General features: G+C 71.9%; 13 protein-coding genes. 5 read left to right on the top strand and 8 right to left on the bottom strand.

The features are described from left to right. Positions 1–57 precede the first annotated feature (57 nt). Positions 58–1,380, bottom strand: a complete 1,323-nt coding sequence (locus tag C4T42_RS17030) for an MFS transporter (RefSeq protein WP_103985543.1) — start codon at positions 1,378–1,380, stop codon at positions 58–60. A 306-nt stretch (positions 1,381–1,686) separates the two neighbouring features. On the opposite strand from C4T42_RS17030, the gene C4T42_RS17035 reads away from it, so the two are divergent. Further along, positions 1,687–2,694, top strand: a complete 1,008-nt coding sequence (locus C4T42_RS17035; RefSeq protein WP_103985500.1) for a LacI family DNA-binding transcriptional regulator — start codon at positions 1,687–1,689, stop codon at positions 2,692–2,694. Beyond that, positions 2,691–3,371, top strand: a complete 681-nt coding sequence (locus C4T42_RS17040; protein ID WP_103985501.1) for an aldolase — start codon at positions 2,691–2,693, stop codon at positions 3,369–3,371. The genes C4T42_RS17035 and C4T42_RS17040 overlap by 4 nt, the downstream gene beginning before the upstream one ends. Positions 3,372–3,464: 93 nt before the next feature. Here C4T42_RS17040 and glyS read toward each other — a convergent pair whose 3' ends face one another. The 3 genes from glyS to C4T42_RS17055 form a co-directional block, all read right to left on the bottom strand. Then, positions 3,465–5,564 (bottom strand): glycine--tRNA ligase subunit beta, encoded by a 2,100-nt coding sequence (glyS, locus tag C4T42_RS17045; RefSeq protein WP_103985502.1) that lies wholly within the window; start codon positions 5,562–5,564, stop codon positions 3,465–3,467. Between the two features lie 52 nt (positions 5,565–5,616). After that, positions 5,617–6,060 (bottom strand): DUF3828 domain-containing protein, encoded by a 444-nt coding sequence (locus tag C4T42_RS17050; protein ID WP_042671538.1) that lies wholly within the window; start codon positions 6,058–6,060, stop codon positions 5,617–5,619. 254 nt (positions 6,061–6,314) lie between these two features. Continuing rightward, on the bottom strand, positions 6,315–7,223 hold the full coding sequence (locus tag C4T42_RS17055) for a glycine--tRNA ligase subunit alpha (RefSeq protein WP_103985503.1): 909 nt from the start codon (positions 7,221–7,223) through the stop codon (positions 6,315–6,317). A 176-nt stretch (positions 7,224–7,399) separates the two neighbouring features. Between C4T42_RS17055 and C4T42_RS17060 the strand changes: the two genes are divergently transcribed. Beyond that, complete coding sequence (locus C4T42_RS17060) at positions 7,400–7,849, top strand: GNAT family N-acetyltransferase (protein ID WP_103985504.1); 450 nt, start codon at positions 7,400–7,402, stop codon at positions 7,847–7,849. Positions 7,850–7,998: 149 nt separating this feature from the next. Beyond that, on the top strand, positions 7,999–8,277 hold the full coding sequence (locus C4T42_RS17065) for a hypothetical protein (protein WP_103985505.1): 279 nt from the start codon (positions 7,999–8,001) through the stop codon (positions 8,275–8,277). A 15-nt stretch (positions 8,278–8,292) separates the two neighbouring features. On the opposite strand, the gene C4T42_RS17070 is transcribed toward C4T42_RS17065, so the two are convergent. The 4 genes from C4T42_RS17070 to C4T42_RS17085 form a co-directional block, all read right to left on the bottom strand. Beyond that, positions 8,293–9,897 carry a Na+/H+ antiporter gene (locus C4T42_RS17070; RefSeq protein WP_103985506.1) on the bottom strand — a complete coding sequence of 535 codons (1,605 nt, stop codon included), beginning with the start codon at positions 9,895–9,897 and terminating at the stop codon, positions 8,293–8,295. A gap of 118 nt (positions 9,898–10,015) precedes the next feature. Next, on the bottom strand, positions 10,016–10,528 hold the full coding sequence (locus tag C4T42_RS17075) for an MmcB family DNA repair protein (RefSeq protein WP_020092473.1): 513 nt from the start codon (positions 10,526–10,528) through the stop codon (positions 10,016–10,018). Positions 10,529–10,643: 115 nt separating this feature from the next. Beyond that, entirely contained in the window at positions 10,644–11,420 is a 777-nt protein-coding gene (locus C4T42_RS17080) for a cobalamin-binding protein (protein ID WP_103985507.1), read from the bottom strand. Positions 11,421–11,436: 16 nt separating this feature from the next. Beyond that, positions 11,437–11,958, bottom strand: coding sequence for a DedA family protein (locus C4T42_RS17085; protein ID WP_103985508.1), 522 nt, complete (start codon positions 11,956–11,958; stop codon positions 11,437–11,439). 136 nt (positions 11,959–12,094) lie between these two features. On the opposite strand from C4T42_RS17085, the gene pdxY reads away from it, so the two are divergent. Further along, positions 12,095–12,943 carry a pyridoxal kinase PdxY gene (gene pdxY / locus C4T42_RS17090; protein ID WP_012318146.1) on the top strand — a complete coding sequence of 283 codons (849 nt, stop codon included), beginning with the start codon at positions 12,095–12,097 and terminating at the stop codon, positions 12,941–12,943. The last annotated feature ends 14 nt before the right edge of the window (positions 12,944–12,957 follow it).

Below are 12,957 nucleotides of genomic sequence, written 5' to 3' on the forward strand. Positions count from 1 at the left end.
AAGCGCGGGTCCCCTCTCCCGTGCGGGAGAGGGGCCAAGTCACGCCCGGATCAGAGGTCAGCGGTTGACCATCCGGGCGGGCGTCACGAACACGCAGACCGCGCCGACCACCAGCATGGCGGCGAGCGCGTAGAGGCCCGTGGCGGTGCTGCCGGTGGCATCCCGCAGGGCGCCGATCACGTAGGGGCTGACGAAGCCCGCGAGGTTCCCAACCGAGTTGATCAGCGCGATGCCGGCCGCCGCGCCCGCGCCGCTGAGGAACGCCGTGGGCAACGACCAGAACAGGGGCGAGCAGGTCAGCACGCCGGCCGCCGCCACCGACAGCGCCGCGATGGCGAGCGTCGTCGAGCCGGCATTGGCCGAGACCACGAAGGCGACCGCGCCGATCAGCGCCGGGATGATCAGGTGCCAGCGGCGCTCACGCATCCGGTCGGCGGAGCGGCCGAGCAGGATCATCACGATCGCCGCGCAGACGAACGGGATCGCGCTGATCAGGCCGATGTTGAAGTTGCCCTGCACGCCCGACGCCTTGACGATCGTCGGCATCCAGAAGGTCAGCCCGTACTGGCCGGTGACGAAGGCGAAGTAGATCAGGCTCATGAACCACACGCGGCCGTTGCGGAACACGGTCGCGATGGAGTGAGGGCTCGATTCCTTGCCCTGGTTGTCGGCCGCGATGTCGCGCTCGAGGAGCTGCTTCTCGGACTCCGTCAGCCACTTGGCCTCGGCGGGGCGGTTGTCGAGGTAGAAGAACACCGCGAGGCCGATCAGCACCGCCGGCACCGCCTCGATCAGGAACATCCACTGCCAGCCGGACAGGCCGTGGGCGCCGTTGAACGCGTCCATGATCCAGCCGGAGAGCGGGTTGCCGAAGATGCCGGAGATCGGGATCGCCGCCATGAACACGGCGATCACCCGGGCCCGGCGATGGGCCGGGAACCACGAGGTCGTGTAGAGGATGACGCCCGGGTAGAACCCGGCCTCGGCGAGACCGAGGAGGAAGCGCATCCCGTAGAAGCTCCACTCGGAGTTCACGAACAGGAACGCGCCGGAGATCACGCCCCAGGTGATCATGATCCGGGCGATCCACACCCGGGCGCCGACCCGGTGCAGGATCACGTTCGAGGGCACCTCGAACAGGAAGTAGCCGAGGAAGAAGATGCCGGCGCCGAGGCCGTAGACCGTCTCGGAGAACTTCAGCTCCTGGGACATCTGGAGCTTGGCGAAGCCGACATTCACCCGGTCGAGATACGCCACCACGTAGCAGAGCATCAGGAACGGCACGAGGCGCCAGAACACCTTCGCGTAGGTGCGGTCGGCGAAGGACTTCTCGTCCGCGGGTGCGGTGGCGCCCCCCAGCGGGGCGGCTTGAACCGGCATGGCGTACTCCCTGGTCCGGGCCGCACGGCCGCCGGACATTGCTCTTCACCGCTCGTCGGGCGGCGCTGGGGCGGTGCCATATCGCCTTTTGGCAGCGCTGCCAATCCGGTTGTGCGAGATAATGCAGGCGGCTATGTCAGTCGTGGATCGCCGCGGACGGTCTTCCCATCCCCTGCCTTATCCCGAGGCGCCGCAGCGCGGCGGAGGCCTCCTTCGGGGCCCGCTTCGCGGTCGCCTCAGGATGATGGAAGGAGGCTGAGAGGTTCGACGGGCGTCGTGAAAAAACCGCGCCGGGAGAGCGGGGCCATGGACGACATCCAGCCGTCGGGGCGGCTCGTCACCCTCACCGACGTCGCCCGCGAGGCCGGGGTCGGCGAGAGCACGGTCTCGCGGGTCCTGCGCAACCACGGCTCCTACTCCAAGCGCGCCGGCGAGCGGGTGGCGGAGGCGGTGGCCCGTCTCGGCTACGTTCCGAATCGCCTCGCCGGCAGCCTCGCCGGCCAGGGGGCGAGCGCGCGGCTCGTGGGCGTCGTCATCCCCTCGCTCGCCAACGTGGTCTTCCCCGACCTGCTGCGCGGCCTCACCGCCGCCCTCGACGCCGACGGCATCCCCTGCGTGATCGGCGTCAGCGACTACGACCCGGACCGGGAGGAGGCGCTGGCCGCCGCGCTCCTGTCCTGGCGGCCGGCGGCGCTGCTGCTCACCGGGCTAGAGCACAATCCCGGCACCGTCGCCCTGGCGAAGGCCGGGGGCGTGCGCGTGGTCGAGATGATCGACACGGACGGGGAGGGGATCGACGCCGTGGTCGGCTTCTCCAACCGCGCCGTCGGGGCGGCGAGCGCCCGCCACCTCGTCGCGCGCGGCTACCGGCGGATCGCCTATCTCGGCCACGACCTCGCGGTCGACCTGCGGGCGGGCAAACGGCTCGCCGGGTTCGAGGCCGCGCTCGGGCAGGCGGGCTTGGCGCTCCACGGCAAGGAAATCCGGACGGGACCGTCCTCGCCCGCCTCGGGCCGGGCCGGCTTGGAGGCGTTGCTGGCGCGCGTGCCCGATCTCGACGCGGTCTACTTCTCCAACGACGACATGGCGCTCGGCGGCTACTTCGCCTGCCTGTCGGCGGGGCTGGCGGTGCCGGGGCGGATCGCGCTGTTCGGCTTCAACGGGCTCGACTTCGCGGCGGCGATGCCGCAGCCCCTGTCGACGGTGCGCACGCCGCGCCTGGAGATCGGCCGGCAGGCCGCCGCCTGCCTGACCGGCGCAGGCCCGAGAAAGATCGATCTCGGATTCGAGCTGATCGAGGGAGCGACCGCATGAGCAACGAGAGCCGACTGCGCGAGGAGATCTGCCGCTACGGCCGCTCGCTGTTCGAGCGCGGCCTGACGCCGGGCTCGTCCGGCAACATCTCGCTGCGCCTGCCCGACGGCGGCTGGCTGGTGACGCCGACCAACGCGTCGCTCGGCTTCCTTGACCCGGCGCGGATCGCGCGGCTGGACGATGCGGGGCGGCTGGTCTCCGGCGACAAGCCCACCAAGGAGATCCCGCTGCACAGCGCGCTCTACGAGAGCCGGAGCGAGGCGAAGGCCATCGTCCACCTGCACTCGACCCACGCGGTGGCGGTGTCGATGCTGCCGGAGATCGACCCGCGGCAGGTGCTGCCGCCGCTGACGCCCTACTACCTGATGCGGACCGGCGGCACGGCGCTCGTGCCGTATTACCGCCCGGGCGACCCGGCCGTGGCGGATGCGATCCGGGGCTTGGCCGGGAAGTACAGCTCGGTGCTGCTCGCCAATCACGGCCCGGTGGTGGCCGGCGACAGCCTGGAGGGCGCGGTCTTCGCCACCGAGGAGCTGGAGGAGACCGCCAAGCTCTACCTGCTCCTGCGCAACCTCAACCCGCGGCAGCTGAGCCCGGGGCAGGTGGCCGATCTGGTGAGCCATTTCGGCCTGACCCTGCCGGAGCCGGATGACCATGCCGGGCACGATCACGGGTGAGTATCCTCAGGGATCGGTGTAAGGCGATACACGCCCCCTCTCCCGTGCAGGAGAGGGGATTTGCGCCAGATCCTGCGCTCGGCGCGCCGACGCTCACCCCTCGATCTTCGCGAACTCCGCCACTTCCCGCGTCGCGGCGCGCAGCGCGTTGAGCAGAGCCAAGCGGTTCTCGCGGAGCTTCGGGTCGGGGGCGTTGACGGTCACGTCCTGGAAGAACGTGTCGACCGGCGCGCGCAGCGTCGAGAGCGCCTGCATGGCGCCGGCGAAATCCTCGCGGGCGACGGCCGCCGAGGCGGTCTCGCGCGCCTGCGCCAGGGCCTCGGCCAGGGCACGCTCGGCCGGCTCGCCCGCGGCGGCCAGCGCCGCGTCCGGCGCGGAATCGTAGGCGCGGCCGTCCTTCTTCTCCTCGATCCGCAGGATGTTGGCCGCGCGCTTGTAGCCCGCGAGCAGGTTCTTGCCGTCCTCGGTGTCGAGGAACTGGCCGAGCGCCTCGACGCGGCGCACGACCATCAGCAGGTCGTCCTGGCCGGGGAGGGCGAAGACGGCGTCGATCAGGTCGTGGCGGGCGCCCTGGTCGCGGAGATAGACCTTCAGGCGGTCGGCGAGGAAGCCGAGGAGATCCCGCGCGTCGGCACCGGCCCGCCCGGCGAGGCCGCGATCCGCAGCGCCGACCTGCTCCAGCAGCCGCAGGCGCAGGCCGCGGTCGAGGATCAGCCGGATCACGCCGAGAGCGGCCCGCCGCAGCGCGAACGGGTCCTTGCTGCCCGTGGGCTTCTCGTCGATCGCCCAGAAGCCCGCGAGCGTGTCGAGCTTGTCGGCGAGCGCCACCGCGATGGAAACCGGATCGCTCGGCACCCGGTCGGAGGGGCCGAGCGGCTTGTAGTGCTCCTCGATGGCCGCGCAGACGCTGTCGTGCTCGCCCTGGAGCGCCGCGTATTTCCGGCCCATCAGGCCCTGCAGCTCGGGGAACTCGCCGACCATCTCGGTGACGAGGTCGGCCTTGGCGAGGCGCGCCGCGCGCTCGGCGAGCGCCGGGTCGGCCCCCACCAGCGGCGCGAGGTCCTTCGCCAGGGCCGCGATGCGGGCGATGCGCTCGCCCTGCGTCCCGAGCTTCTCGTGGAAGACGATGGCGTCGAGCTTGGTCAGCCGGTCCTCCAGGCGGATCGCCTTGTCGGTCTCCCAGAAGAACTTCGCGTCGGACAGGCGCGCCCGGACCACCCGCTCGTTGCCGGCGGTGATCGCTTGGCCACCGTCGGTGGCGACGAGGTTCGAGACCAGGATGAAGGCCGGCGCCAGGTGCTCGGAGCCGCCCTTGCGCAGCACGAAGCACTTCTGGTTCGCTCGGATGGTCGCGCGGATCGCCTCGGCGGGGATGTCCAGGAAGGACTCGTCGAACGAGCCCATCAGCACGACCGGCCACTCCACGAGGCCCGACACCTCCTCCAGCAGGCCCTCGTCCTCCACGAGGTCGAGGCCGCGGGCGAAGGCGAGGTCGCGGGCGTCGTGCAGGATCACGTCCTTGCGCCGGTCGGCGTCGAGGATGACCTTCGCGCGCTCCAGCGCCTGGATGTAGTCGTCGAACCGGCGCACCTCGATCGCCTCGGGGGCGAGGAAGCGGTGGCCGTAGGTCACGGTGCCGGCCGCGATCCCGGCGACCGAGACGGGGACCACCTCCGGCGTCTCGGTCTCGGGCCCGAAGGTCGCGACGATCGACTGCAGCGGGCGCACCCAGCGCAGCGAGCCCGGCTCGGCCGAGGCCGCGCCCCAGCGCATGGATTTCGGCCAGGGGAAGCTCTTGACGATCTCGGGCAGGAGTTCGGCCAGGACGTCCAGCGTCTCGCGGCCGGGCCGCTCGATCACCGCGAGGTAGAACTCGCCCTTCTTCGGGTCGGTGACGGTCGTGGCCTGATCGAGGCTCGTCAGGCCCGCGCCCTTCAGAAAGCCCTGGACGGCCGCCTCGGGCGCGCCGACCCGCGGGCCGCGGCGCTCCTCGCGCACGGCCTCGCCCCGGGCGGGCAGGCCGGCGATGTGGAGCGCCAAGCGGCGCGGCGTCGAGAACGCCCGGGCGCCCTCGTACAGTAAGCCGCGCGCCACCAGGGCGTCGGTGACGAGCTTCTTCAGATCCTCCGCCGCGCGCCGCTGCATGCGGGCGGGGATCTCTTCCGAGCGGAGTTCGAGCAGGAGGTCGGGCATGGGGCGGCCATATCGCCGCGCCGCACCCCTGTCGAGGGTCGGCGCGCGGGGCTCAGCGCGACTCGCCCTTGAGGATGGTCGAGAGCTGCCACTTCCGGTCGCCGATCGCGTGGGCGTCGGAGACCTTCCAGCCGCCATCCTCGCGCACGAGGTCGTACACGATGACGTTGGCGCCGTTGCCGCCCTTGCGCTCGACCGTGACCTTCGCCTGGTCCTTACCCTCGGTGGCTTCCTTGAAGGTCAGGTTCTTCACCGTGTCGGGCTTCAGGGGCTCGCCGTTCAGGCGGTAGTCGAAATCGAGGTTGCCGGTGGCGCCGTTGGCCTGCTTCGCGTCGGCGTCGAACAGGCCCTGCAGGCGCTTCGAGTACACGGAGGAGTGATTCGGGTGCGGCTCGGCGTAGAGCTTTTTGACCGTGGCCTCGGGCCCGGGATCGGCCGCCAGCGCGGGGGCGAGGCCGAATCCGAGGAGGCTGAGGGCGAGGATCGTCTTCTTCATTGGGCATGTCCCGCGTCTGCGGACGCGCCGAGGCGCGCCGGTTGGCGGGGGTTGCAACGCGCGAGGGCTCAAGGGGCTCCGCGATGGGGCTACCCTCCGTCATCGCGAGCGCAGCGAAGCGACCCAGGGCAGCGGGAGGTCTGGCAGCGAGGCGCGACCCTGGATTGCTTCGCTGCGCTCGCAAGGACGGCGGCGCATCTGGGCACTCCGGACTGCGTCGTCCGCAGCCATCTGGCCGAGCGCCAGCGCCGACCTCACGCCCCCCCGGCCGCCGTCTTCAGCCACGCCGCGCCGCAGGCCTTCGCCAGTTCGCGCACGCGCAGGATGTAGCTCTGGCGCTCCGTCACCGAGATCACGCCGCGCGCGTCGAGCAGGTTGAACACGTGGCTCGCCTTGATGCACTGGTCGTAGGCCGGCTGCGCCATGCGGTGGCGCGCGCCCTCCGCGTCCGGCGCGCCCGCCGCGAGGTAGGACCGGCAGGCGGCCTCCGCGTCGGTGAACTGGCGGAACAGCATCGCGGTGTCGGCCGCCTCGAAGTTGTGGCGGGAGTACTCCTGCTCGGCCTGCAGGAACACGTCCCCGTAGGTGATCCGGTCGGCGCCCTCGGCGCCGTTGAAGTCGAGGTCGTAGACGTTCTCGACGCCCTGGACGTACATGGCGAGCCGCTCCAGCCCGTAGGTCAGCTCGCCCGCCACCGGCGCGCACTCGAAGCCCGCCACCTGCTGGAAATAGGTGAACTGGCTGACCTCCATCCCGTCGCACCAGCACTCCCAGCCGAGGCCCCAGGCGCCCAGAGTCGGGCTCTCCCAGTCGTCCTCGACGAAGCGGATGTCGTGGAGCTTCAGGTCGACGCCGATGGCGGCGAGCGAGGCGAGGTAGAGCTCCTGCAGGTTCGGCGGGTTCGGCTTCAGGATCACCTGGAACTGGTAATAGTGCTGGAGCCGGTTGGGGTTCTCGCCGTAGCGGCCGTCCTTGGGCCGGCGCGAGGGCTGGACGTAGGCTGCCTTCCAGGGCTTCGGGCCGAGCGCCCGCAGGGTCGTGGCCGGATGGAACGTGCCGGCACCGACCTCCATGTCGTAGGGCTGGAGGATCACGCAGCCCTGCGCCGCCCAGAATTCCTGAAGCGTCAGGATCAGACCCTGGAAGGATTTTTTTTCGGACATCGGTCTCGGCGGCTCGGGATCGCGCGGCGGCTGGGGGCGCCGGCGGGCCGGTTTAGGTGCGGGCGGCGAGGGGTGCAAGGCGAAGGGTGTCGACCGAGGGGGCGCGGCGCCGGCAGCCCGGGTTGCCTGTGCGGTCCCGATGATGGTCCGCTGGCTGCGCATCCACGGAGAGAATCATGGATCCTGACCTCGCGATCCGCCCGATCGGCCCCGGCGACCGGGACGCCTGGCTGCCGCTCTGGCGGGGCTACCAGTCCTTCTACAAGGTCGACCTGTCGGACGCCGTCACCGACACGACCTGGCAGCGCCTCAACGATCCGGCCGAGCCGGTGGACGGGGCCCTGGCGTGGCGCGGCGCCGAGGCTGTCGGCCTCGTCCACCACATCCGCCACCGCTCGGCCTGGACGGTCGGCGACTACTGCTACCTGCAGGACCTGTTCGTGGCGGACGGCACCCGCGGGCTCGGGATCGGCCGTCGGCTGATCGAGCACGTCTACGCGGCCGCGCAGGCCGCTGGCTGCTCCCGCGTCCACTGGCTGACGCACGAGACCAACGCGGACGCGATGCAGCTCTACGATCGGATCGCCGAGAAGTCGGGCTTCGTGCAGTACCGCAGGATCTTCTGAGCGCCGGCGCCCCACGTGCGCCGGGACACTCAAGCGTGGCGGTTTTTGGGCAATAAACCGGAACCGCCGAGCTGACGGCCAAGTTATCAGCGCAACAGGGGATCTCGGCACCTCAGCGCTGCCGAATATTAAACGTCGGACGACCCGTCATGTTCAATGCTCGCACCCGCACCAGCTTCGGCCGTAAGAACATCGCCGTCTTCGCCGCGCTCGCCATCTCGTCGCTGGCCGCCACGCCCTTCGTGATGAGCGCCACCCGCGCGCTCGCCACTTCCGAAGACCAGCCGGTGGCCGCGACCCTGCGGGTCGAGCCTGTGGAGGTCGCCCCCGTGACGGCCGCGCCGAAGGCTGAGGGAAGCTGCCTGCGCAAGGTCCGGGTGGTCTACAGCGGCTACGGCCAATCGGCGGACGGCTGCGCGGCCCACTGACGGGCGCGCCCCGGCTCAGCCGTGGGCCTGTCCGGTCCCGGCCAGACGCTTGAGATGGAGCTCCTCCAGGTCGATCTCCGTCTCCAGTTGCCGCAGCACCGAGCTGTGGATCCGGTTCTGCCGGTGCAGGTCGATCAGGGCCGACCGGCCTGAGCGCACGGCGAGCAGGGCGGCGGCGAAGTGCTCGGTCTTCTCGGCCTCCAGCGCCGCCCGCTCGTCGCGGTCCCGCGAGGCCGCCCGCACCCGGCGGCGGTACTCCTCCACGAGGCGCGGGTGCTTCAGCGCCCCGGTCTCGGGGAACACCAGGCCCTGCAGGGCGGCGAGCCCGGCCTCGTTCACGACGACGCGGGCCATCGGCGCGTCGAGGTGGCCCTCGGGGAGGTGCGCCGCGGGGTCGAGGCGGAGGCTGCGGATCAGCGGCCCCAGGGTCGTGCCCTGCACGAGCACGGTGAACAGGATCACCGCGAAGGCCGCGACCAGGATCGCGTCGCGGTCGGGGAAATCCACCGGCAGCGCCAGGGCGGCCGCCAGGGTCACGACCCCGCGCATGCCGGCCCACCCGACGATCAGCGGCACGGCCGGGTTCGGGGCGGGCTCCTGCGCGCGGACCCGCGGCGACAGGAGCCGCCGCAGGTAGACGGCCGGAAACACCCAGAGCAGGCGGGCGACGACGCAGGTCGCCGTGACGGCGAGCGCCAGCGGCAATTCCGCCGCGAGCGTGCCGATCTGGCCGCCGGTCCGGGCGAGCACGCCGCGGAGCGCCAAGCCGATCAGCACGAAGACCAGGGCCTCCAGCACGAACACCACGAATTCCCACACCGCCACGGAATGGCGGCGGGCATGCGCGTCGAAGGTCTCGTGCTCCCGGCCGCCCATCATCAGGCCGCAGGCGACCACGGCCAGGACGCCGGAGGCGTGGATCTCCTCAGCCGCGAGGTAGGCGACGTAGGCGGCGAGGAAGCTCAGCACCGTGATGGCGTTCGCGTCGTGCATCCGGCGCATCACCAGGGTCACCGCCACCCCGCATGCGATCCCGACCGCGACACCCGCCACCGCGAGCCACGCGAAGCTGCCGGCCGCCGCCCAGGCGCTGAAGGTGCCGGTGAGCGCCGCCGCCACCGCGAAGCGGTAGAGCACGAGGCCCGAGGCGTCGTTCACGAGGCTCTCGCCCTCCAGCACCGTGATCATCCGGCGGGGCAGCGCGACGCGGGCCAGCACCGCCTTGGCGGCCACCGCGTCCGGCGGCGAAACGATGGCGCCGAGGGCGAAGCAGGCGGCCCAGGGCAGGGACGGCACCACCGCGTGGGCGACGAGCCCGACCACGAGGGTCGTGAACAGGACCGCGCCGAGGGACAGGGACAGGATCGGGCCGAGGCTCGCCCGGAAGTCGCGCCAGACGGTGAAGTAGGCGGATTCCAGCAGGAGCGGCGGCAGGAACAGGACCATGATCAGGTCCGGGTCGAGATCGAAGGCCGGCAGGCCCGGCACCACCGCCAGCGCCATGCCGCCGACGACGAGGGCGGCGGCCGGCGGGAAGCCCAGGCGCCCGGCCGCCAGCGACAGCAGCAGGGCCGCGCCGAGGAGACCGAGGATCAACTCGAACAGGGCGACGGATGTCATCGGTGGATCGGGCCCGGCGCCGGAGTTCCGGCAAGCGCGGCCGTTCTAGGACGTTTCCCGGTCGGATGAATACCGCGTCGGCTGTGGGTCCGCCGAGGGCCCCGGTACGGTCAGCGACCTACAGCGCCCCTTCCCGCACGGCGCCCGGATCGGCCAGCGCGTGCAGGATGCGCGCGGCGCTGTGGGCGAAGCGCAGCGTCACGGCCTTGCGGCGGGCGCCGCTCAGCGGGTGCTCCGGCGGCTCGCGCAGGATCCCGGCCCCGTAGGCGTCGGCGACGATCAGGCCGCACTCCTCGGGGATCAGCGTCTCGGGCACGTCCTCGGGGATAGCGAAGAAGAACCGGTCGCAGAAATCGCGGTAATCCGGCCATTTCCGGTCGGCGCGGAAATCGGCCACGCTCGACTTGATCTCCACGATGGTGAGCTTGCCGGCGCCGCAGAGCGCGATCACGTCGGCGCGGCGTCCGTTGACGAGGGAGAATTCCGGCAGGGTGACGCAGCCCATCTCAGAGAACAGCCGGCGGACGCCGCGCTGGATGCGCAGGGCCGTGGGCGATTGCCGTCGGTCGGGCGGCAGCAGCGCCTCGACGGCCGGGGGCGCGGAATCGGGAAGGCCGAGAGAAGCGGACATCGAACTCGGGGGATGCGTCTGCGGGTGCGTCTGTACCGAATCGGGACATCCTGCCAAGTCGCGCCCGGTCCGTCACCTGCGGCGCGGCATCGCCCCACGCATCACCCCGGGGCGATCACCCGAGGCAGGCCCGGATCGCGTCGAACCCGTCGGTGAGGGCGGCCGGGCCGGGCTGCAGGATCAGCGGTGACTTGATCTCGTGGATGCGCCCGTTGCGCACCGCCGGGATCGCCGCCCAGCCGGGCCGGGACCGGATGCGCTCGACATTGACCCGCTTGCCGCACCACGAGGCGAGGATGACGTCGGGCGCGGCCGCGATCACCTGCTCGGCGGTGACGATCCGGTCCTTCGCGGCCGGCTGGCGGCTCAGCTCCGGGAAAACGTCCCGGCCGCCGGCGAGGCCGATCAGGTCCGAGACCCAGCCGATGCCGGAGATCATCGGCGCGTCCCACTCCTCGAAGTAGACGCGCGGCGGCGGCCGGTCCCGCACCTCCGCGGCGGCCGCGGCCAGCCGCACCTCGAAGCCCGCCGCCAGGGTCTCGGCCCGCTCCGGCAGGCCCACGAGGGCGCCGAGCGTGCGCACCATCGCGAGGCAGCCCGCCACGTCGCGCTGGTTGAACAGGTGCACCGCCACGCCCGCGCGGGCGAGGTCGGCGACGATGCCGGCCTGGAGGTCCGAGAAAGCCAGGACGAGGTCCGGCGCCAGCGCCAGGATCTTCGGGATGTCCGCGCTGGTGAAGGCGGAGACGCGCGGCTTCTCCCGGCGGACCCGGGGCGGACGCACCGCGTAGCCGGAGACGCCGACGATCCTGTCCTCCGCGCCCAGGAGGTACAGGGTCTCGACCGTCTCCTCGGTGAGGCAGACGATCCGCTCGGGCGGGAAGCGGCGCATCAGCGGTCGAGCCGGATCACCGGTCGAGCCACGTGAGCAGCCCGGCCCCGGGGGCCAGCAGGACGAAGGCCCAGACCAGCGCGGAGGCGACGTTGGCCAGCTGGAACGGCAGCCGCGACAGGCCGAGGATCCCGGCGAAGAGCGGGACCAAAGCGCGGGCCGGCCCGAAGAAGCGCCCCAGGGCCACCGCGGCGATGCCCCACCGGCCGATGAAGGCCTCGGCCTTGGCCATCAGCTCGGGATAGCGCCGCAGGGGCCACTTGGTCTTCGCCCCCGGCCCGAGCCAGCGCCCGGCCTCGTACGAGATCCAGTCGCCCAGGGCGGCCCCGACCGCGGCGGCGATCACCACCGGCCAGAACGGGATGTCGGCGCCGCCGACGAGCGCCCCGATGCCGACCAGGATCACGGTCGCCGGGACGAACAGCGACAGGATCGCGATCGATTCGCAGAAGGCGAGGCCGCCCGCGATGACCGGCGTCCAGGCCTTGTGCGCCTCCACGAAGGCGAGGGTCGAGGTGCGCAGGGCTTCGATGTCCATGGGGCTCCGAACGGGGCTCTGGGGATGGGAGGAGGGTCGGTCCCATCTGAGGCGCGCGGGGGAGGGCGGCAAGGGACAGGGGTGCGGCCGGCGCGGGAACCGGCTAACCGTAGCGGGACAACGAGCGAGTCCCGCGTTGAACGTCCTGTCGATCCAGTCCCACGTCGCCTACGGCCATGTCGGCAACGCCTCGGCGGTGTTCCCGATGCAGCGGCTCGGGGTCGAGGTCTGGCCGGTCCACACCGTGCAGTTCTCCAATCACACCGGCTACGGCGCGTGGCGCGGCCCGGTCTTCGATGCGGCGATGATCCGCGAGGTGGTGCGCGGCATCGGCGAGCGCGGGGTCCTGGGCGGCTGCGACGCGGTCCTGTCGGGCTACATGGGCTCGGCCGAGATCGGCGCCGCGATCCTGGAGGCGGTGGACGCCGTGCGCGCGGCGAACCCGCGGGCGCTCTACTGCTGCGACCCGGTGATCGGCGACGTCGAGGAGGGCGTCTACGTGCGCCCCGGCATCGAGGCGTTCCTGCGCGAGCGCGCGGTCCCGGCCGCCGATATCCTCACGCCCAACCAGTTCGAGCTCGGCCTCCTCACCGGCCTGCCGAGCGGCACCCTGGCGGAGGCCGGGGCCGCGATCGCGGCGCTCCGGGCGCGTGGGCCGCGGGTGGTCCTGGTCACCTCGGCGCTCTGCGCCGACACGCCCGCCGACAGCATCGACCTGCTCGCGGGCGCGGAGGGGCGGGTGTTCCGGGTCCGGACGCCCCGGCTCGCCATCGCGGTGAACGGGGCCGGCGACTGCATCGCGGCGCTGTTCCTGGTGCACTATGCCCGCACCGGCTCGGCCGAGGCGGCGCTCGGCGCCGCGGCGGCCTCGATCTACGGGCTGCTCAAGCGCACCGCCGAGGCGGGGTCGCGGGAGATCCTGACGGTGGCCGCGCAGGAGGAGTACGTGAACCCGAGCGCGCGGTTTCCGGTCGAGGCGGTCTGAGGCGCCCCCGGCAA

The organism is Methylobacterium sp. 190mf (genome assembly GCF_900107945.1).
Classification (GTDB): Bacteria; Pseudomonadota; Alphaproteobacteria; order Rhizobiales; family Beijerinckiaceae; genus Methylobacterium.

Excerpts from the sequence above, each read along its gene's own strand:
- C4T42_RS17030 (WP_103985543.1), bottom strand. The coding sequence starts at position 1,380 with ATGCCGGTTCAAGCCGCCCCGCTGGGGGGCGCCACCGCACCCGCGGAC.
- C4T42_RS17055 (WP_103985503.1), bottom strand. The coding sequence starts at position 7,223 with ATGTCCGAAAAAAAATCCTTCCAGGGTCTGATCCTGACGCTTCAGGAA.
- C4T42_RS17040 (WP_103985501.1), top strand. The coding sequence starts at position 2,691 with ATGAGCAACGAGAGCCGACTGCGCGAGGAGATCTGCCGCTACGGCCGC.
- glyS (WP_103985502.1), bottom strand. The coding sequence starts at position 5,564 with ATGCCCGACCTCCTGCTCGAACTCCGCTCGGAAGAGATCCCCGCCCGC.
- C4T42_RS17070 (WP_103985506.1), bottom strand. The coding sequence starts at position 9,897 with ATGACATCCGTCGCCCTGTTCGAGTTGATCCTCGGTCTCCTCGGCGCG.
- C4T42_RS17035 (WP_103985500.1), top strand. The coding sequence starts at position 1,687 with ATGGACGACATCCAGCCGTCGGGGCGGCTCGTCACCCTCACCGACGTC.
- C4T42_RS17085 (WP_103985508.1), bottom strand. The coding sequence starts at position 11,958 with ATGGACATCGAAGCCCTGCGCACCTCGACCCTCGCCTTCGTGGAGGCG.
- C4T42_RS17050 (WP_042671538.1), bottom strand. The coding sequence starts at position 6,060 with ATGAAGAAGACGATCCTCGCCCTCAGCCTCCTCGGATTCGGCCTCGCC.
- C4T42_RS17060 (WP_103985504.1), top strand. The coding sequence starts at position 7,400 with ATGGATCCTGACCTCGCGATCCGCCCGATCGGCCCCGGCGACCGGGAC.
- C4T42_RS17065 (WP_103985505.1), top strand. The coding sequence starts at position 7,999 with ATGTTCAATGCTCGCACCCGCACCAGCTTCGGCCGTAAGAACATCGCC.
- C4T42_RS17075 (WP_020092473.1), bottom strand. The coding sequence starts at position 10,528 with ATGTCCGCTTCTCTCGGCCTTCCCGATTCCGCGCCCCCGGCCGTCGAG.
- C4T42_RS17080 (WP_103985507.1), bottom strand. The coding sequence starts at position 11,420 with ATGCGCCGCTTCCCGCCCGAGCGGATCGTCTGCCTCACCGAGGAGACG.